Source organism: Enterobacter sp. RCC_40, from assembly GCF_041360735.1.
Classification (GTDB): Bacteria; Pseudomonadota; Gammaproteobacteria; order Enterobacterales; family Enterobacteriaceae; genus Enterobacter; species Enterobacter ludwigii.
This window is the reverse complement of sequence record NZ_JBFUPR010000002.1, coordinates 203,061-228,752: the sequence shown is the minus strand read 5'-3', so window position 1 is coordinate 228,752 and position 25,692 is coordinate 203,061. Positions and strand designations below refer to the sequence as shown.

The 25,692-nt window shown below is 55.2% G+C and carries 23 protein-coding genes and 1 other annotated feature; of the genes, 11 read left to right on the top strand and 12 right to left on the bottom strand.

Annotated elements, in window-relative coordinates; genetic code table 11:
* Nucleotides 1–34 precede the first annotated feature (34 nt).
* From dnaX to AB6731_RS09110, 3 genes are all read right to left on the bottom strand, one after another.
* Nucleotides 35–1,963, bottom strand: coding sequence for a DNA polymerase III subunit gamma/tau (gene dnaX / locus AB6731_RS09120; RefSeq protein ID WP_371006219.1), 1,929 nt, complete (start codon nt 1,961–1,963; stop codon nt 35–37).
* Nucleotides 641–705: a sequence feature (DnaX frameshifting element), on the bottom strand. (Overlaps the previous gene by 65 nt.)
* An 88-nt stretch (nt 1,964–2,051) precedes the next feature.
* On the bottom strand, nt 2,052–2,603 hold the full coding sequence (gene apt, locus AB6731_RS09115; RefSeq protein WP_000127359.1) for an adenine phosphoribosyltransferase: 552 nt from the start codon (nt 2,601–2,603) through the stop codon (nt 2,052–2,054).
* A 151-nt stretch (nt 2,604–2,754) separates the two neighbouring features.
* Nucleotides 2,755–3,132: a DUF454 family protein gene (locus AB6731_RS09110; RefSeq protein ID WP_020885182.1), complete on the bottom strand. Its 378-nt coding sequence runs from the start codon at nt 3,130–3,132 to the stop codon at nt 2,755–2,757.
* A gap of 50 nt (nt 3,133–3,182) precedes the next feature.
* On the opposite strand from AB6731_RS09110, the gene priC reads away from it, so the two are divergent.
* Complete coding sequence (gene priC, locus AB6731_RS09105; protein WP_371006218.1) at nt 3,183–3,710, top strand: primosomal replication protein N''; 528 nt, start codon at nt 3,183–3,185, stop codon at nt 3,708–3,710.
* Nucleotides 3,711–3,722: 12 nt separating this feature from the next.
* Nucleotides 3,723–3,908 (top strand): pleiotropic regulatory protein RsmS, encoded by a 186-nt coding sequence (rsmS, locus tag AB6731_RS09100; RefSeq protein WP_020885184.1) that lies wholly within the window; start codon nt 3,723–3,725, stop codon nt 3,906–3,908.
* Nucleotide 3,909: 1 nt separating this feature from the next.
* Here the strand turns inward: rsmS and mscK are convergent, their stop codons facing one another.
* Both mscK and acrR read right to left on the bottom strand, forming a co-directional pair.
* Entirely contained in the window at nt 3,910–7,257 is a 3,348-nt protein-coding gene (gene mscK / locus AB6731_RS09095; RefSeq protein ID WP_371006217.1) for a mechanosensitive channel MscK, read from the bottom strand.
* A 113-nt stretch (nt 7,258–7,370) separates the two neighbouring features.
* The gene (acrR, locus tag AB6731_RS09090) at nt 7,371–8,024 is read right to left on the bottom strand and encodes a multidrug efflux transporter transcriptional repressor AcrR (RefSeq protein ID WP_014168906.1); all 654 of its coding nucleotides are present in this window, start codon (nt 8,022–8,024) and stop codon (nt 7,371–7,373) included.
* A gap of 141 nt (nt 8,025–8,165) precedes the next feature.
* On the opposite strand from acrR, the gene acrA reads away from it, so the two are divergent.
* The 6 genes from acrA (at nt 8,166) to AB6731_RS09060 (ending at nt 15,006) form a co-directional block, all read left to right on the top strand.
* Complete coding sequence (acrA, locus tag AB6731_RS09085; protein WP_032677536.1) at nt 8,166–9,359, top strand: multidrug efflux RND transporter periplasmic adaptor subunit AcrA; 1,194 nt, start codon at nt 8,166–8,168, stop codon at nt 9,357–9,359.
* A gap of 22 nt (nt 9,360–9,381) precedes the next feature.
* Nucleotides 9,382–12,528 carry a multidrug efflux RND transporter permease subunit AcrB gene (acrB, locus tag AB6731_RS09080; RefSeq protein ID WP_014168904.1) on the top strand — a complete coding sequence of 1,049 codons (3,147 nt, stop codon included), beginning with the start codon at nt 9,382–9,384 and terminating at the stop codon, nt 12,526–12,528.
* Nucleotides 12,529–13,039: 511 nt separating this feature from the next.
* Entirely contained in the window at nt 13,040–13,414 is a 375-nt protein-coding gene (gene tomB / locus AB6731_RS09075; RefSeq protein WP_020885187.1) for an Hha toxicity modulator TomB, read from the top strand.
* 27 nt (nt 13,415–13,441) lie between these two features.
* Entirely contained in the window at nt 13,442–13,660 is a 219-nt protein-coding gene (locus AB6731_RS09070) for an HHA domain-containing protein (protein WP_014168902.1), read from the top strand.
* A gap of 209 nt (nt 13,661–13,869) precedes the next feature.
* On the top strand, nt 13,870–14,421 hold the full coding sequence (gene maa, locus AB6731_RS09065) for a maltose O-acetyltransferase (RefSeq protein WP_371006216.1): 552 nt from the start codon (nt 13,870–13,872) through the stop codon (nt 14,419–14,421).
* A gap of 117 nt (nt 14,422–14,538) precedes the next feature.
* Complete coding sequence (locus AB6731_RS09060; protein WP_020885189.1) at nt 14,539–15,006, top strand: YlaC family protein; 468 nt, start codon at nt 14,539–14,541, stop codon at nt 15,004–15,006.
* Here AB6731_RS09060 and AB6731_RS09055 read toward each other — a convergent pair.
* A complete protein-coding gene (locus AB6731_RS09055; RefSeq protein ID WP_176586830.1) occupies nt 14,978–16,438 on the bottom strand; it encodes a PLP-dependent aminotransferase family protein in 1,461 nt (486 codons plus the stop codon). The genes AB6731_RS09060 and AB6731_RS09055 overlap by 29 nt on opposite strands.
* Before the next feature lie 100 nt (nt 16,439–16,538).
* Here AB6731_RS09055 and AB6731_RS09050 point away from each other — a divergent pair, with 100 nt between their 5' ends.
* The gene (locus tag AB6731_RS09050) at nt 16,539–17,249 is read left to right on the top strand and encodes a GNAT family N-acetyltransferase (protein ID WP_181240139.1); all 711 of its coding nucleotides are present in this window, start codon (nt 16,539–16,541) and stop codon (nt 17,247–17,249) included.
* On the opposite strand, the gene ykgO is transcribed toward AB6731_RS09050, so the two are convergent.
* Together ykgO and AB6731_RS09040 are read right to left on the bottom strand one after the other, a co-directional pair.
* Nucleotides 17,246–17,386: a type B 50S ribosomal protein L36 gene (gene ykgO, locus AB6731_RS09045; protein WP_371006214.1), complete on the bottom strand. Its 141-nt coding sequence runs from the start codon at nt 17,384–17,386 to the stop codon at nt 17,246–17,248. The two genes, AB6731_RS09050 and ykgO, sit on opposite strands and share 4 nt — an antisense overlap.
* Nucleotides 17,387–17,388: 2 nt before the next feature.
* Nucleotides 17,389–17,649, bottom strand: coding sequence for a type B 50S ribosomal protein L31 (locus tag AB6731_RS09040; RefSeq protein ID WP_032638534.1), 261 nt, complete (start codon nt 17,647–17,649; stop codon nt 17,389–17,391).
* 208 nt (nt 17,650–17,857) lie between these two features.
* On the opposite strand from AB6731_RS09040, the gene AB6731_RS09035 reads away from it, so the two are divergent.
* A complete protein-coding gene (locus AB6731_RS09035) occupies nt 17,858–19,423 on the top strand; it encodes an EAL domain-containing protein (protein WP_032677530.1) in 1,566 nt (521 codons plus the stop codon).
* Here AB6731_RS09035 and AB6731_RS09030 read toward each other — a convergent pair.
* Nucleotides 19,416–19,688, bottom strand: coding sequence for a metal/formaldehyde-sensitive transcriptional repressor (locus AB6731_RS09030; RefSeq protein ID WP_020885193.1), 273 nt, complete (start codon nt 19,686–19,688; stop codon nt 19,416–19,418). The two genes, AB6731_RS09035 and AB6731_RS09030, sit on opposite strands and share 8 nt — an antisense overlap.
* A 134-nt stretch (nt 19,689–19,822) precedes the next feature.
* On the opposite strand from AB6731_RS09030, the gene AB6731_RS09025 reads away from it, so the two are divergent.
* Nucleotides 19,823–20,692: a nickel/cobalt efflux protein RcnA gene (locus AB6731_RS09025; protein WP_371006212.1), complete on the top strand. Its 870-nt coding sequence runs from the start codon at nt 19,823–19,825 to the stop codon at nt 20,690–20,692.
* Nucleotides 20,693–20,725: 33 nt separating this feature from the next.
* On the opposite strand, the gene AB6731_RS09020 is transcribed toward AB6731_RS09025, so the two are convergent.
* The 3 genes from AB6731_RS09020 to AB6731_RS09010 form a co-directional block, all read right to left on the bottom strand.
* Nucleotides 20,726–23,818 carry a beta-galactosidase gene (locus AB6731_RS09020; protein ID WP_371006211.1) on the bottom strand — a complete coding sequence of 1,031 codons (3,093 nt, stop codon included), beginning with the start codon at nt 23,816–23,818 and terminating at the stop codon, nt 20,726–20,728.
* 103 nt (nt 23,819–23,921) lie between these two features.
* The gene (locus tag AB6731_RS09015) at nt 23,922–24,992 is read right to left on the bottom strand and encodes a LacI family DNA-binding transcriptional regulator (protein WP_041162448.1); all 1,071 of its coding nucleotides are present in this window, start codon (nt 24,990–24,992) and stop codon (nt 23,922–23,924) included.
* A gap of 78 nt (nt 24,993–25,070) precedes the next feature.
* Complete coding sequence (locus AB6731_RS09010) at nt 25,071–25,682, bottom strand: YitT family protein (protein WP_014168890.1); 612 nt, start codon at nt 25,680–25,682, stop codon at nt 25,071–25,073.
* Between the last annotated feature and the right edge of the window lie 10 nt (nt 25,683–25,692).

The following is a 25,692-nucleotide window of genomic DNA, read 5'->3' as shown; positions in this document are numbered from 1 at the left end:
GTTTAAGGATTACAACCGTAAGTCAGACTCACGATCAAATGGGGCGAATACTCTCTTCATCCAGATCGGCGTCGAAGAACCGGCGCAGAGTCTGGATATTGTTATCCGCGATAATCGACTCGCGCGCCTGCGCGAGCTTCTCTTCATAAATTGCCTGACGCCATTCCAGTGGCGTTCGCACCGCCGGATTATCATCTTCAATGATAGTCAATTCAACCGGTGCACCGTGTAATGCGGTGAGCGCCTCGGCCAGCGTTTTTTGCGCGCCAGGGGAATTCAGGTGCCGCTGACCCGGTCGCAGGTGTAAACGTACCTGATGACCGTCCTGCTCTTTCCAGGCATTCAGCGCGACCTGCTCAACCAGCTTCGGCAACTGCAGTTTACTGACCTCTGCGGCCCACGCGTCACGCTCAATAGACTCTTCGGCAAGTTTCGCGGAAAGCTCAGGTGTTTTTTCATGCTCCAGCGCCTTTTTTAGCGCTTTCGGTGTGGCAACTTCTTCTTTCACCTCTTCAACGAGGGTTGTTGCCTTCCAGCGGTAAGCCTCTTCTTTCACCGGGGCTTTTTGCTCGAGCGCGGACGGTGCAGGGCGCGACTGAACGCGCTCCGTAACCGAAGCCAGTCGTTCAAGCGCGGCGTTGTTCACCGGCCGCGCTCTTCCTGGCGCTGCCGGTTCACTCTTTTTTGGTTTGGTTGCTCCCTGAGCACGTTGCAACTGGCTTCGTGCGGCAAGCACCGAACTGGTGGCCTCCGGCAGCGGTACGTTCTGCTGCGGGGGAGCCGTCGGCTGCGGTGGCACCTGCTGAGGCGACATCACCACAGTGGGGGCGACCGGAGCAAAAGACTGTCGGGGCACTTCCGGCTCCGGCAGAGGCATGCGCGGATGGAACGCCAGCGCACGCAGCAGGGTCATTTCAACGCCCATCCGGGGATCCGGTGCAAACGGCAGCTCTTTGCGGCCAATCAGCAGCGTCTGGTAATAAAGCTGCACGTCAGCCGGTGGGACGGTGCGCGCAAGTTCACGCATCCGGTGTTCAATAACCGCCATATCGGCACCGATGGCTGACGGAGAAAGCTGCAGCATCGCCACGCGGTGCAGCAGACTCAGCATCTCAACCAGCAGCGCTTCCCATTCAATGCCCCGGGCAGCCGCGGCGTTCACCAGCGACATGACGCGTTCACCGTTGGCGGCGATCATCGCTTCGATGAGAGAGAGCGCCTGATCGTCATCCAGCGTGCCGAGCATGGTGCTGACCGCGTCGGTCGAAAGTTTACCGTCACCGCTGGCAATCGCCTGGTCGGTGAGACTTAAGGCATCACGAAGGCTGCCGTCTGCCGCGCGGGCCAGCAGCTGCAGGGCGCGCGGTTCGTGGACAATCTTCTCTTCATCAAGAATATGTTCAAGCTGAGCGCGGATCTGCTCGACGTCCAGCGCCTTCAGATGGAACTGCAGGCAGCGCGACAAAATAGTGACCGGCAGCTTTTGCGGATCGGTGGTCGCCAGCAGGAATTTCACATGCGCGGGCGGCTCTTCCAGCGTTTTCAGCAGGGCGTTGAAACTGTGGCGTGACAGCATGTGCACTTCATCGATCAGGTAGACCTTGAAGCGGCCACGCGCCGGCGCGTACTGCACGTTGTCGAGCAGATCGCGGGTATCTTCCACTTTCGTGCGCGAGGCGGCGTCGATCTCAATCAGATCGACAAAGCGCCCCTGCTCAATTTCACGGCAGTTGTCACACACGCCGCACGGCGTGGCGGTGATCCCGGTTTCGCAGTTCAGACCTTTTGCCAGCAAACGGGCAATAGAGGTCTTACCGACGCCGCGGGTGCCGGAGAAAAGATAAGCGTGATGGATGCGACCTAGCGACAAGCCGTTCGCCAGGGCCGTCAGCACATGCTCCTGACCGACAACGTCAGCAAAGGTTTGTGGTCGCCATTTACGGGCTAACACCTGATAACTCATGGGCAGGCTCTGCAACGCTGGAAGGTGAATTTATGGAGGGGAATGCTATCACAACCTCACCCATTGAGCGAGGTTGTGAAAACCGGGATTAATGACCCGGGAAAGGCACCAGGCTGTAGCTGGTAATGCCCTGTTTTTCCAGGCGCTGTTCGCCACCCAGATCGAACAGGTTAATAATGAATGCCGCGTCGGTCACTTCACCACCCAGACGACGGATCAGCTTCACGGTCGCTTCAATCGTGCCGCCGGTCGCCAGCAGATCGTCAACCACCAGCACTTTATCGCCAGGCTTGATCGCATCAACGTGGATTTCCAGCTGATCGGTGCCGTACTCCAGTTCGTAGCTCTCTGCGATGGTTTCACGCGGCAGTTTGCGCGGTTTACGCACCGGCACAAAGCCAACACCCATTGCCAGCGCGACCGGCGCGCCAAACAGGAATCCACGGGCTTCGGTACCCACTACTTTGGTGATCCCGGCGTTTTTATAACGCTCGACCAGCAGTTCAATGCTGAGCGCGTACGCTTTCGGGTCTTCCAGCAAGCTGGTGACATCACGGAAAAGAATGCCAGGCTTTGGATAGTCCTGGATACTTTTGATGCTGTTTTTCAGATATTCAAGCTGCTGTGCAGTTGCGGTCATCGGTTTGTGCCTAAATGAAACAGTGTTACTCACAGCGCGCAACGAGTCGGCCAGGGTAACAATTGTTTAACCTTTGACCAGGCGCAGCTGTGCTCGAAAACGGTCGAATTTACTGGCTGCGCGCAATAATTGCAACAGCCATTATAAGGCTTCAGTGCTTTTGTTGCTTTTCATCAACCACGGGGATCCGCCACATAAAGAAAAGCAGACAGGCGAGGATCGTCAGCAACAGAATGCGCACCCACATCATTTTCACCAGCCATAATGAAATGGCAAAGGTAATCAGGATCACCGCGATCGCACGCGGCTTCGCACCGGGCGGCATTGCCCGATGTTTTTGCCAGTGGCGCAAATAGCCGCCAAACCAGGAACGGTACAGCAGCCAGTGGTGAAAGCGCGGCGATGAACGGGCGAAGCACCAGGCTGCCAGCAGGATAAAAGGCGTGGTGGGCAATAAGGGCAAAACCACGCCCAGCGTGCCTAACACTACCGCGAGCCAGCCAATGATGATTAAAATAGTACGCTGCATAATGCGAATCGTTATCAAACTGAACGGCTACTTTACCACTGGAGAGCGTATTGAAAACAGCCCTGCTTCTGGAGACGCTGCAAAATCAGCTGTCCACCCTGCGCGCGCAGGCTACGCCGTTAATGGGGCATGCTACGCTGAAGCCGCGCTTTGACCGGCAGCTTTTTCGTACCCGCAGCACGCGCATCCAGGATTATGTTGCTGAGGCGCAGATGAATCTTGATGAGTTGCGCCATGCGGTTGAGAACAACCAACAGCAACAGGTCGCCTGGCTTGCGGAACATCTCACCGAGCAGATCACCGCCCTGCACCGTGAAATGACCGCCTGGCCGCTACGCGTCTGGGACAGCGCGTCGCCGGGTCCCGGTAAATGGCAGCGCAAGCGGCTGGAGAACCAGGAGTTTGCGCGCCGTCTGTTTGAGATGAAGCAGGAGCGGGAAACGCGCCTGAACGCAAGCGAGACGCTGGAAGAGCAGCAGTTATTAATGCGAGAGATTAGCGCCCTCGAGGGCCGCATCGTTCGTTGCCGTCAGGCACTGGATGAAATTGAACGCGTCATTGAACGTCTGACCCGTTAACAGGAGCCGTAAATGTCACTGGAAAATGCACCGGATGAGGTCAAGCTGGCCGTCGATTTGATTATGCTGCTGGAGAATCATGACATCCCCGCCCAGACGGTGCTGAAAGCACTTGAGATAGTGAAGACGGATTTTGAAGGCAAGGTGAAGGCCAGTCGCCTTCACCCTGCCCCTCTCCCACCGGGAGAGGGAACCTGAATTACGCCGGAGTAGGATCGTCACCCTGAATCTCGCGCTTCACTTCCGTATGCTCGTCACCTTTCTCGTTACGCAGGTGAACTTCAAGCTGGTTGAAGGCGATGTTAATATTGTTTTCACGGCACAGACGATCGATAGTGCGGTTCAGCTCATCCACGGTGTAGCTGCGATCGCGCAGCTCACGCACGTATAACCGCAGCTCGTGATCCAGCGTGCTCGGCCCAAAGGTGGTGAAGAACACATCTGGGGCGGGCTCGTGCATCACCTTAGGATGCGATTTCGCGGCTTTTAACAACACCTCTTTCACTTTATCCAGATCGGAGCCGTAGGCCACGCCCAGTCGAATGACGACGCGCGTTGTGGTGTCAGAGAGCGACCAGTTGATCAGTCGCTCGGTGACGAACGCTTTGTTCGGGATAATCACCTCTTTGCGATCGAAGTCGGTGATGGTGGTGGCACGAATACGGATCTTGCTGACCGTTCCCGAGAAGGTGCCGATGGTGACGGTATCACCGATACGCACCGGACGTTCGAACAGGATGATCAGGCCGGAAACAAAGTTACCGAAGATCTCCTGCAAGCCAAAACCGAGACCGACAGAGAGCGCGGCCGCCAGCCACTGCAATTTATCCCACGAGACGCCAAGCGATCCAAAGACCGTCATCGCCCCGACAATAATAATGACGTAGTTGAGGATGGTGGTGATGGCATACGACGCCCCCTGACGCAGGTTCAGACGCGACAGCACCAGCACTTCAAGCAGGCCTGGCAGGTTTCGAATCAACGCCCAGGCTACCACTGACGACACCAGGGCAAAGAGCAAGCTGCCCATGGTCACGCTTTTCATTACCGCGGCGCCCGCTTCGGTGCCGTTGTATTGCCAGAGGGTGATACTGTCGAGGTAGGCGAAAACGGTGATTAAATCAGACCAGATCGCCCAGAACATCACCGCAAACAGCGCGATCATCACCAGCATGGTGATACGCAGTGTCTGCTGGTTAACCTGCTCCAGCGCGATGGTTGGCTCTTCCTGTGGCTCCGCGCCTTCAGCCCCCTCTTTCACCTGATGCTGGCGACGCGCGATGGCACGACGATAAGCGATGCGGCGAGCCGCCACGCTCAGGCCGCGCAGTACGGTCTGATAGAGCAGGTTCCAGACGATCACCAGATAGACGGTTTCAATCCAGCGTCCGGACAGGCGCAACGTGGTATAGAAGTACCCCGTCGCCGTGAGCACCATCAGTGCCAGTGGAATAATCGCCAGTACCGTCACGGTGGCCAGACGAATGTTGTGAGACTCTTTATCCCGCCAGCTGTCGCGGCACATCGGCCACATCAGGATGGCAATGAGCAGCAGGTTCAGCAAAATAACCAGCTGGCCCATGACATCGTCCATCAGATGCAGCGGAGACAGCTCAGCGACAACGGACCAGAAGTGCAGCGGCAACAGCGCCAGGCTGACGCGTACAATCTGACGACGCCAGTGGCTGGTCAGTTGCGCAGGCATGTTGAAATGACGCACCGCAACGCCGTCTTTTTCCAGCACTTTCCAGCACACACCAAACACCAGCCAGAACAGGGCCAGTTTTTTACTGAACGCCCACAGCAGGTCGCTGATGTTGAGCTGCATCGTCAGCAGGATAAGCCCCACCGCCAGAATAATCAGGCAGACCGGCAGCGCGCGGATCAGATCGATCAGAATCGCTTTTGGCGTGTGCAGCTGGCTGTCGTTACGCAGTTGCCCCACTTCAGACGCCAGCTTATCCTGGTATTTCTTCAGCCAGCCCAGACGCCAGCGGATCAGGCCGGCAATCAGCAGCAGCGGGAGCCCCGCCATGAAGGCAATCATCACCGCAGGCCAGGCTTTCTCCCAGTTTACGGTGATTTTCATGCTCTTAATCTGCGCCTTCAGCGTTTCAGGGAAGGATTTAATCCAGTCCCAGTCCATCGGCTTATTGCTGTTAACCCAGAAAATCTGTTGGGTCAGGATCTCCTGCAGACTTTTCGACACGCTCACCAGCTGTTGCTGGTTGATCTGCAGGTTAATCGCCATCATCAGCTGGTTGCCGAGCTGTTTGTTGAGCTGGTCGAGCAGCTCGCGGCGCATATCCACAACCTGCAGCAGAGCGTCGTGAACTTCCGGGTTCACTTCACTGGAATGGCCTTCTTCCAATTTGGCGACAAACGTATCGCTCTGGAAAAGGGCGTCGCGCTGCTGGTTCACATCGAATTGTTCCAGACGCAAATCCGCAATGCGGTTGGTCATGTCCTCGAGCTCATCGGCGGACGGCAGCGTCTGCTGTTGCTGGTAGAGAATACGCGACAGCAGCAGGCTGCCTTTCAGAACCGCAATCTGCTCTTTAATGTTGCGTTCAGCCTGCAGCGCGCGGTCCAGCCAGTTTTTCACTCTGATATTTTGCTGAACCAGCGAGTTCCCGCTTTCTGTTGCCAGTATCAGGCGCTGGCTCAGCTGATGGTTAGCCTCGAGCTCCTGTTTCACCAGCGGGTTCGCCTGAATGCGGGCAGTTTCGTCCGGTGAGACGGCTTCCTGAGCCGTTTTCTCCGTCAGCGTAAGGCGCTTACTGTTAACCGCCTCCTGCAACAGCTGAAGCTGATGTTCCAGACGATTAATGTTCGCCGTTACGTAGTCGCGCTGCTTCTGGAGCGTATCCTGCAGCACCGTATTCCCTTCCAGGCTTTTACGCTGCTGTTCGATTTGCGCATTCAGTAAGGCCTGCTGCACCAGCAGCAGCGTTTGCTGCGTTGGGCGCAGGGTGCCTTCGCCAACCGACGTACCGTTCAGACGGTTGCGGATCTGCTGCAGCTGCTGAGAGGCGGCGTACATCGCATTTTGCACGCGCTCGGGCTGGGTTTGCAGGGAGACAAGCTGGCTGTTGTACGTACCGAGATCGGACTGCGCCGTTTGCAGATCGTCGAGCAGCTGTGCGACGCGCGATTCCAGCTGACGCAACGACAGGGTCGCGAGCGTTTTACGGGTTTCGTCGTCATTATCCACATCGCTCAGGGCATTCAACGATTCCGTGGCCTTACGCATGTTTTCAGGCGCCTGCGCCACTTTCTGCCGAAGCTGTGTGGTTTCCGCTTTAACACGCTCAATTTTATCAAGCGTTTCCAGCGTCTCCGTCAGATCCTGCTGAACGAGCTTATCCAGAGCAGAGAGATCTTTTTGTTTATTCAGGGTGTCGAGTTGCGACTGAACATCACTGCGTGAAGGGATGTCATTGTTGTTATCGGCGCGGGCCCAGGAAAGCGGTGCCGTTGCGAAGAAAAACAGCGTCGCCAATAAAAATACAAGAACAGGATGTTGCGAGCGATTGGTGTGCAGCATAGTTGTGAATGATGTCAGAAGATGACCGAAAATAGTCCGGCGTGCAGGATATCACGCTCGCCTGAAGCAGAATAGCGCGAACGTGAGCCTCTAAGAGAAATCCTGGAATCGCGTCAGGCTGTTAGCGAGCCTGACTTGCCATGCAGCGTCGGGGAGAGCTGGCACATCTCCAGGAAAATAGCGACATAGCTGCGGGCTTCGTTCTTCAGGTCAAAGGAGTCCGGGGCGAAAAGCCAGTTTTCCATCAGGCCGGAAATATAACTGCGCATCAGGACTGCCGCCCGTCGGGTCATTAACGTCGCCGGCAGCTGGTTCGCCTGCATGCACTGGGTGAGGACCTGTTCAATGCGATCGTAGCTTTCCAGACACAGGCTGCGCTGCGCCTGCTGGACGACCGCCATCTCTCCGACCAACTCGCATTTATGGTAGATGATTTCCATCATTAACCTGCGACGTTCTTCAACTACCGTTGCTTCAAGGATATATACTAATATTTCTCTTAATACTGAGAGTGGATCCTCGGGGAATTTTGCCCGATACTCAGTCTCAAGATCGCTAATGCTGGACTCTGAGAGTTGCCAGATTTCACTGAACAGATCTGTCTTGTCTTTAAAATGCCAGTAAATCGCTCCCCGCGTGACGCCCGCGGCCTGAGCAATCTGCGCCAGCGAGGTTGACGAAACACCCTGCTGAGAAAACAAACGCATAGCCACATCCAGAATGTGTTGTCGGGTTTCAAGCGCTTGTTGTTTGGTTTTTCGTGCCATACGTTAGTGAATTTACAGGAGTCAGATTTACATACATTTGTGAATGTATGTACCATAGCATGACGATAATATAAACGCAGCAATGGGTTTTTGGACTCAGGACCATTGATCAATTTGAAATCGGACACTCGAGGTTTACATATGAACAAAAACAGAGGGTTAACGCCTCTGGCGGTCGTTCTGATGCTCTCAGGCAGCTTAGCGCTAACAGGATGTGACGACAAACAGGCTCAACAAGGAGCTCAGCAGGTGCCAGAAGTTGGCGTGGTGACGCTCAAGTCCGAACCTCTCCAGATAACGACAGAATTACCGGGCCGTACCAGCGCATACCGCATCGCAGAAGTGCGTCCTCAGGTGAGTGGTATCATCCTGAAACGTAACTTCACCGAGGGTGGTGAAGTGAAAGCTGGCGAGTCTCTGTATCAGATTGATCCGGCAACCTACCAGGCCTCCTATGAGAGCGCGAAAGGCGATCTGGCGAAAGCAGAAGCTGCAGCCAAAATCTCCCAACTGACGCTGAACCGTTACAAAAAACTGCTCGGTACCCAGTACATCAGTCAACAGGATTATGACACTGCCCTGTCTGATGCACAGCAGACCAACGCCGCAGTGATTGCCGCGAAAGCTGCAGTGGAAACAGCGCGTATCAACCTCGCCTATACCAAAGTGACCTCCCCAATCAGCGGTCGCATCGGTAAATCTTCCGTCACGGAAGGGGCGCTGGTGCAGAACGGTCAGACCAACGCGTTGGCCACCGTGCAGCAGCTTGATCCGATTTACGTTGACGTGACCCAATCCAGCAACGATTTCCTGCGCCTGAAACAAGAGCTGGCAAACGGCACGCTGAAGCAGGAAAACGGTAAAGCCAAAGTGGAGCTCGTGACCAATGACGGTATCAAGTTCCCGCAGGCAGGCACACTGGAATTCTCCGATGTGACGGTCGACCAAACCACCGGTTCCATCACCTTACGTGCGATTTTCCCGAACCCGGATAAGACACTCTTACCTGGTATGTTCGTTCGCGCGCGTCTGGAAGAAGGCACCAACCCAACCGCACTTCTGGTGCCTCAGCAGGGTGTCACCCGTACGCCACGTGGCGACGCGAGTGCACTGGTTGTCGGGGCTGATGACAAAGTCGAAACGCGCAACATCACTGCCACGCAGGCGATTGGCGATAAATGGCTGGTGACGGAAGGTCTGAAAGATGGCGATCGCGTGATTATTACTGGTTTGCAAAAAGTTCGTCCTGGCGCGCAGGTCAAAGCACAGGAAGTGAAATCTGACGATAAACAACAAGCTTCGGCCGCTGGCCAGTCAGAACAAACCAAGTCTTAACTTAAACAGGAGCCGTTAAGACATGCCTAATTTCTTTATCGATCGCCCCATATTTGCATGGGTGATCGCCATAATCATCATGCTGGCTGGGGGACTTGCGATCCTGAAGCTGCCTGTCGCGCAATATCCAACGATTGCGCCACCGGCGGTAACAATTTCCGCAACCTACCCCGGGGCTGATGCAAAAACGGTGCAGGACACCGTGACACAGGTTATCGAACAGAACATGAACGGTATCGATAACCTGATGTACATGTCCTCAAACAGTGACTCAACCGGTACGGTACAGATCACCCTGACCTTCCAGTCAGGTACTGATGCTGACATCGCGCAGGTTCAGGTCCAGAACAAACTGCAGCTCGCCATGCCGTTGCTGCCACAAGAAGTACAACAGCAGGGTGTGAGCGTCGAGAAATCGTCCAGTAGCTTCCTGATGGTTGTTGGCGTGATCAACACCAACGGCACCATGACGCAGGAAGATATTTCCGACTACGTGGGCGCCAACATGAAGGACGCCATCAGCCGTACGTCTGGTGTGGGTGACGTTCAGCTGTTCGGTTCTCAGTACGCGATGCGTATCTGGATGGATCCGAACAAACTGAACAACTTCCAGCTGACGCCGGTGGACGTGATCAACGCTATCAAAGCGCAGAACGCCCAGGTTGCCGCCGGTCAGTTAGGCGGTACCCCGCCGGTGAAAGGCCAGCAGCTTAACGCCTCGATCATCGCACAGACCCGTCTGACCTCCGCCGATGAGTTCAGCAAAATTCTGCTGAAGGTGAATCAGGACGGTTCGCAGGTTCGTCTGCGCGACGTGGCGAAAGTGGAACTGGGTGGCGAAAACTACGACATCATTGCGAAGTTTAACGGCAAGCCGGCTTCCGGTCTCGGGATCAAACTGGCGACAGGTGCTAACGCCCTGGACACCGCGACGGCTATCCGTGCGGAACTGAAGAAAATGGAACCGTTCTTCCCGTCAGGCCTGAAGATCGTTTATCCGTATGACACCACGCCGTTCGTCAAAATCTCGATTCACGAAGTGGTTAAAACCCTGGCAGAAGCGATCATCCTGGTATTCCTGGTCATGTATCTGTTCCTGCAAAACTTCCGCGCGACGCTGATCCCAACCATCGCCGTACCGGTCGTATTGCTCGGCACCTTCGCCATACTGGCCATCTTTGGCTACTCGATAAACACCCTGACAATGTTCGGGATGGTGCTCGCCATCGGCTTGCTTGTGGATGACGCCATCGTGGTGGTAGAAAACGTCGAGCGTGTTATGGCGGAAGAAGGTCTACCGCCGAAGGAAGCAACCCGTAAATCCATGGGCCAGATCCAGGGCGCGCTGGTCGGTATCGCGATGGTACTGTCTGCAGTATTTATCCCGATGGCCTTCTTCGGCGGCTCAACCGGTGCAATTTATCGTCAGTTCTCCATCACCATTGTCTCGGCAATGGCGCTGTCGGTACTGGTTGCATTGATCCTGACGCCTGCACTGTGTGCCACCATGCTGAAACCTGTTCAGAAAGGCGGTCACGGCGAGCATAAAGGGTTCTTCGGCTGGTTTAACCGCATGTTTGATAAGAGCACGCATCACTACACCGACAGCGTGGGTAACATCCTGCGCAGCACCGGTCGTTACCTGCTGCTCTATATCATCATCGTGGTGGGTATGGCCTATCTGTTCGTTCGTCTGCCAAGCTCGTTCCTGCCCGATGAAGACCAGGGCGTGTTCCTGACGATGGCACAGCTGCCGGCGGGTGCCTCGCAAGAACGTACCCAGAAGGTGCTGGATGAAGTAACGGATTACTACCTCACCAAAGAGAAAGCTAACGTTGAATCCGTGTTTGCGGTTAACGGCTTTGGCTTTGCGGGTCGTGGTCAGAACACCGGTATTGCCTTCGTTTCTCTGAAAGACTGGTCAGAACGTCCGGGCGAAGAGAACAAAGTTGAGGCAATTACTGGCCGTGCAATGGGCACATTCTCACAGATTAAAGATGCGATGGTCTTCGCCTTTAACCTGCCAGCGATTGTTGAACTGGGTACAGCGACAGGTTTCGACTTCCAGCTGATTGACCAGGGCGGTCTGGGTCATGAAAAACTGACGCAGGCACGTAACCAGCTGTTCGGTGAAGTGGCGAAACACCCTGACCTTCTGGTCGGCGTGCGTCCTAACGGTCTGGAAGATACGCCTCAGTACAAAATCGACATCGATCAGGAGAAAGCGCAGGCACTGGGCGTTTCCATCAGTGACATCAATACCACGCTGGGCGCGGCCTGGGGCGGTAGCTACGTTAACGACTTCATCGACCGTGGTCGTGTGAAGAAAGTGTACGTGATGTCAGAAGCGCAATACCGTATGTTACCGAACGATATCAACAACTGGTACGTTCGCGGCAACAACGGTCAGATGGTGCCGTTCTCATCCTTCTCTACGTCGCACTGGGAATACGGTTCGCCGCGTCTGGAACGTTATAACGGGCTGCCATCCATGGAGATCCTGGGTCAGGCCGCACCAGGCCGAAGCACCGGTGAAGCCATGAACCTGATGGAAGAGCTGGCAGGTAAATTGCCTGCGGGTATCGGCTATGACTGGACCGGTATGTCCTACCAGGAACGTCTGTCCGGAAACCAGGCCCCTGCCCTTTACGCCATTTCACTGATTGTGGTCTTCCTGTGTCTGGCGGCACTGTATGAGAGCTGGTCGATTCCGTTCTCCGTTATGCTGGTAGTGCCACTGGGGGTTATCGGTGCGCTGCTTGCGGCAACGTTCCGTGGATTAACCAACGACGTGTACTTCCAGGTGGGCCTGCTGACAACCATTGGCTTGTCGGCGAAGAACGCGATACTTATCGTTGAATTCGCCAAAGATCTGATGGAGAAAGAAGGTAAAGGCCTGATTGAGGCGACCCTTGACGCGGTGCGTATGCGTCTGCGCCCAATCCTGATGACATCGCTGGCATTTATCCTCGGGGTAATGCCGCTGGTTATCAGTACCGGTGCGGGTTCCGGTGCACAGAACGCCGTCGGTACAGGCGTTATGGGGGGTATGGTTACCGCAACCGTACTTGCTATCTTCTTCGTTCCGGTATTCTTCGTGGTGGTTCGCCGCCGCTTTAGCCGCAAGAATGAAGATATTGAGCACAGTCATTCGGTAGAACCGCACTGATACCGGTTTCACATGATAAAAAGGCCGCATTAGCGGCCTTTTTCTTTTTCAGAAAAAAATCATAAAATAGGCTTATTGTGCTTCTATTTATTTCCTGCCGCCTAAAATGACATATCATAATTAAGTGATAACGTAATCGCTGAATTCAGGATTTTTTTAATTTCATTTCCCTGCTTAAGTGATTAGGAATATTCCTAACCATATCTTCAGACAAAGAGAACTCCGGATTTGGACATCTTAGGATTGTTTACGCTAAGCCAATGAAACGTAAGGGAGCGAAAAAAGTTCCGCGTTAATCTGGATAAAAATGTTTAGTTCTGAAGGCACATTTGCGTAAAGGCTCGCAGTCAGTGCTTTTATTTGTAATTTTTCGTAATAGCGCGGTGAAATCTTGATCAGAGTGGATTATAGTTAGAGTTATCAGGAACACAGCACCCGTGCGGCTAAGTATGTTGTATCCATCCCGACATGATGTTCGGTGAGTAAGAAATCACTCAGAAGGGGATGCGCTATGGACGAGTACTCGCCAAAAAGGCATGATATCGCGCAGTTGAAATTTCTCTGCGAATCCTTGTACCATGACTGCCTTGCCAATCTTGATGAAAGTAACCATGGCTGGGTAAACGACCCAACGTCTGCCATCAATTTACAGTTAAACGAGTTGATCGAGCATATTGCAACCTTCGCACTTAATTATAAAATTAAGTACAATGAAGATAATAAGCTGATTGAGCAAATTGATGAATACCTGGATGACACCTTTATGTTGTTCAGCAGCTACGGCATTAATGCGCAAGATTTGCAGAAATGGCGTAAATCGGGCAACCGACTATTTCGTTGCTTCATCAACGTGAGCAGAGCTAACCCCGTTAGTCTTTCCTGTTAAAATTATTACAATTAGTAAGGTAAATTTATGTCTGAAAAACCACTCACAAAAATCGATTATTTGATGCGTTTGCGACGCTGTCAGTCAATAGACACGCTTGAACGTGTAATTGAAAAGAATAAATACGAGCTTTCTGATAATGAACTGGCGGTATTTTATTCAGCGGCTGACCACCGTCTTGCTGAACTGACCATGAATAAGCTGTATGACAAAATCCCAACGTCCGTGTGGAGATTTGTCCGTTAATCTTTGAAGTGTGTCTGTAGAGGTTCTACGCCACTTTCTCAGCTGTATTCAACTTTCTGGCTATACCCTCCTGCCCCAGTGCAGGTCTCCGTGTAAAACGTGCTCATCCGCAATATTATTGTGATAATAGTCACAGTGATTTTCCGGGAACGTTCCCCTGCTATCCTGTTCCGATTACCCTACGGTAAAGACGACCAGTGAGGTTCCCAATGAGCATAGAAAAGCAGAAGATGATTGCAGGTGAACATTACAGCCCTGGTGATGAAACATTACGGGCCGACCGATTACGCGCCCGACACCTGGTTCACCGTTATAACCACACTGCACCTGATGAGAAACTCGAACGCCAGAACATTCTGGCGGAACTCCTCGGGCAAAGCGAAGGAGCCTATATTGAGCCGAGCTTCCGCTGTGACTATGGATATAACATTTATCTGGGCAAAGAATTTTACGCCAATTTCGATTGCGTGATGCTGGATGTCTGCCCGATACATATTGGCGACAACTGCATGCTCGCGCCAGGGGTGCATATTTACACGGCAACCCATCCGCTGGACGCCGACGCACGTAATAGCGGCGTGGAATTTGGCAAGCCGGTGACCATCGGCAACAACGTCTGGATTGGTGGACGTGCGGTTATTAACCCGGGCGTTACGCTGGGTGATAATGTGGTGGTGGCCTCCGGCGCTATCGTAACGAAAGACGTCCCGGCGAATGTCGTCGTCGGCGGCAATCCGGCAACAATCATTAAACGGCTGTAAAGTGACGGGGAGTCAACTGTTATGGTCTTTTAGCGCCTGACTGTTACTTTTTTCAGCCAAATGGCTCCCCTAAAATTGGCAGACATCCTGTATTGTCAATTCTCATAAAGGCAAAAAATGACCGAGATACAGCGCCTGCTTACTGCCACCATCGACGATCTTAATCACCGCGAAAAGCGCGACAATCGCCCGCGCTTTAGCATCAGCTTTATTCGCAAACACCCTGGACTGTTTGTCGCAATGTATGCCGCCTGGCTGGCGACACTGATTGTGATGCTGAAGTCCGAAACTCTGGTGGACTCCGTCTGGCTGCTTGTCATTCTGTTTGTGGTATTTAACGCCTTTTTCTTTTTTGACGTTAATCCCCGCTACCGCTACGAAGATATCGACGTCCTTGATTTCCGGGTTTGCTATAACGGTGAATGGTATAACACGCGTTACGTGCCGCCGGAGCTGATCGAAAGCATCATGCACTCCCCCGCGGTTGAAACGGTGCAAAAAGAGAAGCTGCAGAAGATGGTATCCACCAAAGGTCAGCTCTCTTTTTATGATGTCTTTACCCTTTCCCGTCCTGCTGCTGTGTGATTAAAGCCTGTATGCGTCGGATACCCGACACAAACTGAGAAGCAGAGGTATTGCCGTAACCTAACACCAGACCGGTTTGCCCCTGCTTCGGCTCCAGGTAATACCCGCTCAGTGCAGCGGGTGCCAGCTGAAACGCCCTCGCCTGCTCAACCACTTTTTGGTCGTCGATGCCGTCTATTGCCAGCGTCAGATGCATCCCCCCTTCACCCGCCAGAATGCGATGCGGAATATGAAGCTCAGCACTCAGCACCTCACGCAGCTGCCGGTAGCGCTTACGGTAGAGCCGGCGCATGGCGGCAAGGTGGCGGGCATAATGTCCTTCCTCAATAAACAGCGCCAGGGTTCGCTGTTCGGCGCGATGCCCGCCACGCAGCAGCGCGCCAATGGCCGGACGGGCCGCTTTTGCCAGCGCCGGGGGTAACACCATGAACCCCATTCTCAGCGACGGAAAGAGGGTTTTGCTGAAGGTACCGAGATAGACAACCGGCGCATTGTTGACCATTCCCAGCATTGCAGGCACGGGCTCACCGGAATAACGAAACTCGCTGTCGTAATCATCTTCAATAATCCAGGCGTTATGCTGCCGGGCCAGATCCAGCAGCGCCAGGCGTCGCCGCGCACTGAGCACGCTTCCGTACGGAAACTGGTGCGAAGGTGAGGTGAAAATAAGCGCAGGGGACGGCGTATCCAGCCCTTCCCAGAACATGCCTTCGTCATCAACCGGCATCCCCGTCATGACTAAGCCCGCTTTGGCAAAGGCGCTTTTAGCCCCACCATAGCCAGGATCTTCCACCCACGCGACGCTGCCGGGTTCGCTCAGCAGCATCGTGCAAAGGTTTACCCCCTCAAGCGCACCTTCGGTCATTACTATCTGACTGGCATCGCAGTCAATGCCGCGCGAAAGGGCAAGGTGGCGGGCAATGGCCGCCCGCAGCGACGGCTCCCCGGCAGGATCGCCATACCCTAACAGCGCGCTGCCCTCTTCGCGCAGAACCCGGTCGTACAAGCGCCGCCACAGCGGCAGGGGAAAGTAGTTGATGGCCGGTGTTCCCGGCGTAAATGCCGGAACCGGGGTATCACGCGGCACCGGCGCAGGCAGCGAGGCGACCCGGCTGCCGAGCGCGACGGCAGAGTCCGGCAATGCCTGAACGAGCGTACGCTGCGCCAGCTGCGCCACCCGCGTCCCCTGGCGGTTACGCAGCAGATACCCTTCGAGCGTCAGCTGTTCCAGCGCCGCATTGACGGTATTCCGTGAAAGCGAGAGCTGCTGAGCCAACAGTCGCGAACCGGGAAGCCGGCTCCCGGCGTGTAGCCGGCCGCACAGTATCGCCTCACGCAATGCATGATACAGCGCGCGCTGTAGCGTCTCTTCCCCCCGCGCTTTCAACGCGGCATTCAGCAAAGTATAAAATTCATCGCCCGGTATGTTCATTTCGCCTCCCGTGGTACCACCAAAACATAGCTGAGTGGCACTTTTTAAGGAACCAGTAATTCACTAGTCTGGCGTTCTTATCAACGTCACGGACAGTAAAATGAAAACATTCAATGAGTTTGGACAGCCAGTAGGCGAAGCACTTATCGACTGGCAACCCCGCCAGCACCCTTCACGTGTGGTGCTTCAGGGCCACTATTGTCGCCTTGAGCCGCTGCGGGTGGAGCACGCTGAGGCGTTGTTCAGCGCGTATTCTCTGGCCGAAGATACCCGCAGCTGGACGTGGCTGTTGCGTGAGCCGGATGCCAGCGCAGAGGCGTTTGCAGGATGGGTAGAAAGCGTGCGCGACTTATCCGATCCGATTCACTTTAGCGTTATCGACAACCAGACCCAGTCTGCGGTCGGCACGCTGGCTCTGATGCGGATCGATCCAACCAACGGCGTCGTGGAGGTGGGACATGTTCATTTCTCCCCGCTGCTCAGCCGCACGCCGATGTCGACGGAAGCGCAATATCTGCTGATGCGATACGTGTTCGACACCCTTGGGTATCGTCGATATGAGTGGAAGTGCAACAGCCTGAACGCGCCTTCGCGCAAGGCGGCACTGCGTCTTGGCTTTCAGTTTGAGGGGCGTTTTCGTCAGGCGCTGGTCACGAAAGGTCATAACCGGGATACCGACTGGTTTTCAATTCTCGACAAAGAGTGGCCGGCGCTGGCGAGTGCCTTTGAAGGCTGGCTTGCCACCGACAATTTTACTGCCGATGGCAACCAAAAAAGATCCCTGGAAAGCTGGCGCGAAACACGCGTCTAGCGTCTTTTCTTACGTCCCTGAACCGCCTTAAAGCGCGGATTGGATTTGCAAATCACGTATAAGCGTCCCTTGCGTTTGACTATCTGGCAAGCCGGGTGACGCTGTTTTGCACTGCGCAATGAGTTAAGTACCTGCATGGTTATCCCCGCTTCGCATTAATAAAGCCGCCGAAACGCTTACGGAAGCGCGCCGCACTGCCATCCGTCGAGAACGTTTTCTGCTTGCCGGTGTAGAACGGGTGCGATTTTGAAGAGACCTCGATGGTGATATACGGATATGTTTCACCGTCGAGTTCAATTTCGCGGTCGGTCTTAATGGTTGAGCCGACTTTAAAGTATTCATTAGCACTGGTGTCGTGGAACACCACGGTGCGATAGGCTGGGTGGATATCTGGTTTCATCGTAAACTCTTTATGTTTTGTTATAACATAACAAAATAATATCTAACCCCTGCTGAAAAAACAACCCCTCTGCCCCGACGATATTTTCTGTTGTGCCGTAAATCATGACCTGCACGTGCTATAACTTTATCATTTAGCGGTAAAATCTTTCTCCTCTGGCAGGTTTTTCAGCGCCCAGGAGCGGGCATAAGAGGAAGGAGACAGCACCATGAAAACCCGACATCTGGTCAGTCTGGTGACCGGTGTACTTATCATTGCGGTACTGGTTCCGATTAGCCTGAGCATCTGGCTGGCACATCGCCAGGCGGAAGATAAGTTTGTCGATGCGCTGGATAGCTATGCCTCACGCGTGCTGATACGTACCGCTAGGGTAGTGGATGATGCAAAGGAAGCGCTCAATAGCCTGCAGACCTTTAAAGGGATCCCCTGTAGCGTTATGCATTTAAGGGAGATGCGGCGGGTCGCTTTTTCATGGCGTTATGTTCAGGAAGTTATTTATATCAACAATCTTGAGCCCCTTTGCTCGTCCCTGGAACAAACCAGTCAGTCGGCCCCTTTCCCGCCGCCCATGCGAATCACGGAAGATGGTTATGGCACATGGCTCACCACGCAAAACGATCTCGGTTTTAGCCGCTACATGGCGGTCCTGGGTCGGGGCCACTATCTGGTGCTGGTGGATCCTGCCTCGCTTGTCGATGTGATCCCTTTCGGTGAGATCGCCACAGATGCCGCCCTGGTGGGCAGCAAATCACATCTCATTTTTGCCAGCAGCAGCAAGCTCGATCCGCATATCCGCAATCTGGTTAAGGATCAGGGCGTCACCCGCATTCAGTACAACGGCTCGATATACATTATGAAGCCTGTTCCTGAACTGGGGTTTACGGTGGTCGCCTGGGCGGCGTTAAAACCGCTGGCTGAAACCTGGCACAAGCAACTTCTCATCTGGCTGCCATTCGGCATACTGATAAGTCTGCTTGCCGCACTCTTTGTTTTGCGACTGCTGCGTCGTATCCAGTCGCCACGCAACCGGCTGCTTGACGCCATCAATAACCGGGAATTTGTGGTGCATTACCAGCCCATTATTGAACTCTCTAGCGGGAAGATTGTGGGCGCAGAGGCGCTAACCCGCTGGCCCCAGCCTGACGGCAGCAGCCTTTCACCGGATATTTTTGTGCCGCTTGCTGAGCAAACGGGGCTCATCTCGCAGCTGACGCATTTGGTCATTGAAAAGGTGTTTGAGGATATGGGCTACTGGCTGCACCTTCACGCCGGTCAGCATATTTCCATTAACCTCGCGCCGGCTGATTTGACCTCGGGAAAACTCCCGCCACTGTTGAGTCACTTAATGAATAAGTGGAAAGTCCATCCGCAACAGATCGCCCTTGAGTTAACCGAGCGCGGCTTTGCCGATCCTAAAATCAGCGCACCGGCCATCGCCGCCTTTCGTCATTCAGGCCACGCAATCTATATTGATGATTTCGGTACGGGCTATTCCAGCCTGAGCTACCTGCAGGATCTGGATGTCGACACGCTAAAAATCGATAAAGCGTTTGTGGATGCACTGGAATATAAGAACGTGACGCCACACATTATTGAAATGGCAAAATCGCTGAAGCTGGCGATGGTTGCGGAAGGCGTGGAGACCGAAGGGCAACTCGCCTGGCTACGTCGTCACGGCGTGCAGTATGGGCAGGGTTGGTACTACAGCAAGGCGTTGCCGAAAGCGGACTTTATTCTTTGGGCGGAAGATAACCTCAAAACACATCCTACTTAAGATAGGATTTGATCACCTGTAACACGACGCCAAGATCGGCTTCGCGCTGAGCTTCTTCAGGCTCTTTCACCACATGATCGGTGAGATGACCTTCGATCACCTGCATCATCATGCCGTTTACCGCGCCGCGGATCGCCGCCAGCTGTTGTAACACGTCGGCGCATTCGTGGTCGCTATTAAGCATTTTTTCCAGGGCAGCGCTTTGCCCCTGAATTTTCTTCAGGCGAGTCAATAACATCTTCTTGTCGCGAACCGTATGTGACATCTCTGTCTCCCTTATCGTATGGCTTTTAAAGCATATCATGCTCTACTCCCCCTGAGTATTTTTCTACTGGGGGGTAGTATTAGACTACTGGGGGGGAGTAGTATCTGAACACGCTTTCCACTCCGGAATTTTCCATGAACGATTTTGCTTCACTCCTGCAGCAGGGCAATGCCTGGCTGTTTGTACCCAGCGCTATCCTCCTCGGCGCGCTGCATGGCCTGGAGCCGGGCCACTCCAAAACGATGATGGCCGCGTTTATTGTGGCTATTCGCGGTACGCTGAAACAGGCGGTGTTGCTTGGTCTGGCGGCAACGCTTTCCCATACGGCGGTGGTCTGGATCATTGCCATGGCAGGATTATGGTTTGGCCGGGGCTGGGATGCGCATACGTCTGAGCCCTGGTTCCAACTGGTCTCGGGGATACTGATCGTGCTGATCGCCCTGTGGATGGCCTGGCGAACCTGGAAGGAGAGTCGGCCACACGATCACCACCATCATCACGATCACCATGACCATCATCATGACCATGACCACCATCATGATCATCACGACCATGACCATGACCATGACCATGACCATCATCATGATCATCACGACCATGGGCATCCACTGATTGAAGAAGAGTGGCAGGACGCCCACCAGCGCGCGCATGCGCAGGATATTAACCGCCGCTTCAACGGCCAGAACGTTACCACCGGACAAATTGCACTGTTTGGTCTGACCGGAGGGCTTATCCCCTGCCCGGCCTCAATCACGGTCCTGCTCATCTGCCTGCAGCTGAAGCATTTTGCCCTCGGCGCAACGCTGGTATTCAGCTTCAGTATTGGTCTGGCGTTAACGCTGGTCGCTTCCGGTGCAATTGCCGCCCTGAGCCTTAAGCATGCGACAAAACGCTGGCCGGGTTTCAGCGAGTTTTCACGAAAAGCACCGTGGATCTCCGCCGCCCTGATTACTGTGGTCGGGATTTACATGAGCCTGCACGGCCTGAGCGGTATCCTGGCGTAAGCGAGGCGGCCACTGCTGTGGCCGCCTCTTTGCTCAGTCAGGGTTCTGCTGCCAGCTGAAGGTATAGCGAAGCTGGCGTTTCTGCAGAATAAATTCCGGCGAGACGCTGGGGCTCCACGAGTCATCACCGCCCACGCCCATATGGAACGCGTCCAGGTTAAGCCAACACCCCGGCTCCTCGCGCAACAGATGATGGTGAGTTGTCTCATGCAACTGCTGCTGGCTGTAGCGGCTGACGGAGAAATGGAACAGGCCATTCAGCCGATGCGCGCCCAGCAGCAGTTCACGGGTATCACAGCGCAAACCATTTTCTGTCGGGAAGATGTAAGGCGTGTGCATGGCTTCCAGCGGTAATGTCCAGCGCCCCTGCTGAGCCGCCAGCGTTCTGTCCGGGTAGTTTTCATGTGGCCCAAGCCCCAGCCACTGAACCGTTTCCGGCGTTGCGGCAAGGTGAACACTCAGGCCTACGCGTGCCGGTTCCGGGATATCAGACGCAATATCGACCTGAATATCGCCATGCAAAACGCCCCTATCGTCCACCCGCCAGACTTTACGGCTCAGGAACAGCGCTTTATCGCGATACTCCCAGACATGCAGAGTTTTCACCACCGCCTCGGCTGCATGCTGCTCTCCTTCACAGTGCAGTAATCGCGGGGTGAGCTCGTACATGCCTGCCGCTTTCCAGCGTTCAACCCACGCATTCGGATCGATTCGCGTGGCCTCGCTCACGCCAATATCATTGTCCAGCGGTGCGCGGCTAACGTTATCCGTCAGCGGTGAGAGCAGCGTTTCAACGCCATTGCGCCACCATTGCGTCAGGTGTCCTGATGCGCGGTTGAACTGCCAACGTTGCTGCTGATGCACCAGCTCAAACACGTCGCCAGTTTGCGTTAACACCGGCGGTACACCTTCTGGCGCTGGCGGGGCGATATACAGGGGAGTCGGAACCGGCCACTGCTCCCACGCGCAGCGATGGTTTGCCGGTGACCACGGCGTCGCCCGCGGCTGGTGCACTTCAACGTTCAGCCAGACGTCACCCGCTTCAGGCGCCAGCGCTGGCAGGTTGATGTCCAGACGCTGTGTGCCCTGGGGAGCAATGGAGAGCGTCACGTCCCCCCTGGCCAGCACGCTGCCGTCACGGACAAGGGTCCAGCGCAGCACCTCGTTATCGGTATGACGGAACAGGTAATCGCTGTGGACTTCAAGCACCAGCGGAGACGTACTTACCCGCGTAAAGGTGAAAAACTGCTGAGCGCGCTGGGCTTCATACAGCGCCGGATGCGGTGTGCGATCGGGAAAAACCAGCCCGTTAAGGCAGAACTGGCGGTCATTGGGCGTGTCGCCAAAGTCTCCCCCGTAGGCCCAGAACGGTGTACCATTGTCGTCTTTTCTGGTCAGCGCCTGGTCAACCCAGTCCCAGACAAATCCCCCCTGCAGGCGAGGATGGCGGCGAAACGCCTGCCAGTATTTGGCAAAACCACCGAAGCTGTTCCCCATCGCGTGGGCGTATTCACAGAGAATAAGCGGACGCGTTTCATCCGGCATGCCGATCCATTTTTTAACAGACCATTTCGGTACCGCCGGGAAGGGCTGATCCTGATCGACCCGGGCATACATCGGGCACACGATATCGGTCGCTGCCGTATTCGCCCCACCGCCTTCGTACTGCACCGGACGCGTCGGATCGGTGGTTTTCAGCCAGCGATACAGTGCGTCATGGTTCGCGCCATGGCCGGACTCATTCCCCAGCGACCAGATGATAATCGAAGGATGATTGCGGTCGCGCTGCACCATGCGGGTGACGCGTTCGCTCATGGCAGGGAGCCAGCGCGGATCGTCAGCAAGGCGACTCATCGGCACCATGCCGTGGGTTTCAATATTGGCTTCGTCGACGACATACAAACCATAGCGGTCGCAAAGCGTGTACCACAGCGGATGGTTCGGATAGTGCGAGCAGCGCACGGCGTTGAAGTTATGCTGCTTCATGAGTTCGATATCGCGGCGCATCGTCGCTTCATCCATCACCTGGCCGTTTTCCGGGTGATGCTCATGCCGGTTAACGCCGCGGATCAGCAGGGGTTTACCGTTGAGCTTCAGCAGGCCATTGCTGATCTCTATGCGGCGGAACCCCACATCGCAGGCCTCCGTTTCAAGCACCTCACCCTGCGCGTTCAGAAGGGTCATCGTCAGGCGATAAAGTTCCGGCGTTTCCGCACTCCACAAGGCAGGCGCCTCAACGGGGAGCGTCACCGTTAGCCGCTCGGCCCAGCCGCCGCGCTCATCGACAGCGGCAGTGCCCGGCCGCCCGGTGGCACTGGCGCATTTTTCGCCGTTGCGCCATAGGGTAAACGCCACCTCACACTCCGCAAACTGCGCGCCTGCGAGCGCGAGATCCACCTTCAGCACCGCGCGATCCCGCTCCGCATTCAGTTCAGTCACAACCTGATAATCGGCTATGTGCGTCTCTGGCTTATGCAGCAGCGACACATCGCGGAAAATCCCGCTCATGCGCCACATGTCCTGATCTTCCAGATAGCTCCCGTCGCACCAGCGCAACACCATGACCGCAATGCGGTTCTGGCCAGGACGCAGCACCGTAGAAAGATCGAATTCGGCGGGCAGTCGGCTGTCCTGTGAATAACCGATCCACTGACCGTTACACCACAGATGAAACGCCGAATTCACGCCATCGAAGACAATGCGGGTTTGGCCGCTCTGCAGCCAGGTATCATCCATCTCAAATGTGAGCGAGTAACAACCTGTTGGGTTTTCTTGCGGCACAAACGGTGGGTTTACGGGGATCGGATAGGTCACGTTGGTGTAGATGGGCGTGTCGAACCCCTGCATCTGCCAGTTAGAGGGCACGGGCATCAGCACGGCATCGGCGCAATCTTCACTGACCCATACCGAAGGAACCTCCTCTGGTGCAGGAAAGAAGCTAAAACGCCACTCCCCGTTAAGGAGGCGTCGGCTGACGGTTCCCCCGTCTTCTCTGGCGGAGTGTTCATCACGCCAGCTGTGCAAGGGAGCATGTGCTGCCAGGCGGTTCCACTGGGTGACCCCCGGGTTTTCCCAGTCCCGACGAGCCAGAAGTTCGCTGAGAGTCAGCGATGGAGTGTTGGACATATTAACCTCTTTGCGAAGCGCTCACAATTTTAGCTAACATGCCCTGGCTACCGGGTGCGGTAAAGCGTCGGATCGCGGGGTAGCGAGTCAGATCACAAAAGTCTTACCGGCGGGCAAGTTGCTCAGCCGCTAACGCCAGGCTCCTGAGCTGCTGAGCCAGATCCTCGCGTTCGATCTGCTGCGGATCGTGGCGAGCGGTAGAATGGCGGGTCACAAGCGTCACCGGAAGCTGAACCTGCCAGCATGCGTCACCCTCAACTGGCGCCAGCAGCCACTCCACACTTCGCTCGCCGGCCTCGCGAAAAGCCTGGCGAATGGTGGTCAGTGGGGGAGAAAACCAGGCGCTGTCTGCCGTATCGTCGAACCCGACAACCGACATCTGGCCCGGGATCGCGGTCCCTTTTTCCGCACAGGCACGCATCACCCCCAGCGCCATTTGGTCGTTCGCGACCACTATCGCATCCGGGAGTTGCGCGGCAGATAACAGCAAATGTCCTTTCTCATAGCCGCTTGCCGCACTCCAGTCGCCGTGCGCCACCGCGACAGCCTCAAGCCCGGCCTGTGCCAGCGTGGCGTTCCAGCCTGCAAGACGTGCCCGGGCGGAGACAGAGCTCTCCGGTCCACTCAGCAGCGCTATACGCTCATGCCCCAGCGAAAGCAGATGCTCAATCCCGAGACGAGCACCCTGCTCTGCATTAAACACAAGACTGTTTACCTGAGCCGAGGGCGAGACATCCAGAAACAGCACCGGAATGGGCGATGCGAGGGCTTTTAGCGCTTCAGCATGAGGATCCTCCAGCGGCACATTCACCAGCAGAGCTTCCACACGCTGCGCCAGCAACGCCTGAAGGGCAGACTGGCACTGCTGTGGATGTTCCACCATTGAGATAAGCACGCTCGCCCCCTGCTCAACCGCCCGGGATTTTACCGCCGAAACAATTTGCGAAGGGGCGTGCAGCGCCAGATCGGTAGTAATAAGGCCAAGCGTACGGGTACGTTTACCCGCCAGCTGTTGTGCCCTGAGATTGGGGACGTAGTGCAGTTCTGCCATCGCCTGCTGCACTTTTTCCCGCGTGCGGGCAGAGACATGCTCCGCGTCGTTAATCACACGGGAAACGGTCTGATAAGAAACCCCCGCAAGGAGGGCAACATCATAGAGAGTGATTGCTTTCATGCATTCTGGCATCGCGTCATTCGAAGGCCACTATTCTGACACAGCGACGCCATGAAAACATGTGAGCGCTTCGCAGAATTAAACAACCCGCTCCGGCTGGGGGGCCTTCTCAACGCGCGGCTTATAACGGAACAGAGGCAAGCAGATCTGGATAAGCGGGCCAATGGTCAGAGCATACGCGACGGTGCCTATCCCGAACGTTCCGCCCAACATGCACCCAATCAGCAGCACGGACACTTCAATCGAGGTACGTACACTGCGGATGGACCATCCCATACGGGCATGGATCCCGGTCATGAGACCGTCGCGCGGGCCCGCCCCGAAACCGGCACCGATATACATACCGGTGGCTATCGCGTTCACGACAATTCCGGCCACCAGCAGCGCGATACGCAGGGGCAGCGAGGTCACCTCGGGGATCAGGGCCATGGAGGCATCTGCCGCCAGGCCAATAATAATCACGTTACTGAGGGTTCCCAGACCAGGCATCTGACGCAGCGGGATCCACAGCAGGAGTACCGCCGCACCGGTTAAAATAATCACCATCCCAATGCTCAACCCCAGCTGGATCGCCACGCCCAGGTGGAAGACGTCCCACGGATCGAGCCCCAGATCCGATCGAATAAACATCGTGGTTGAAAGCCCATACAGCCCTAAACCGACATACAGTTGTAGCAGACGACGTACCATTTTTTATCTT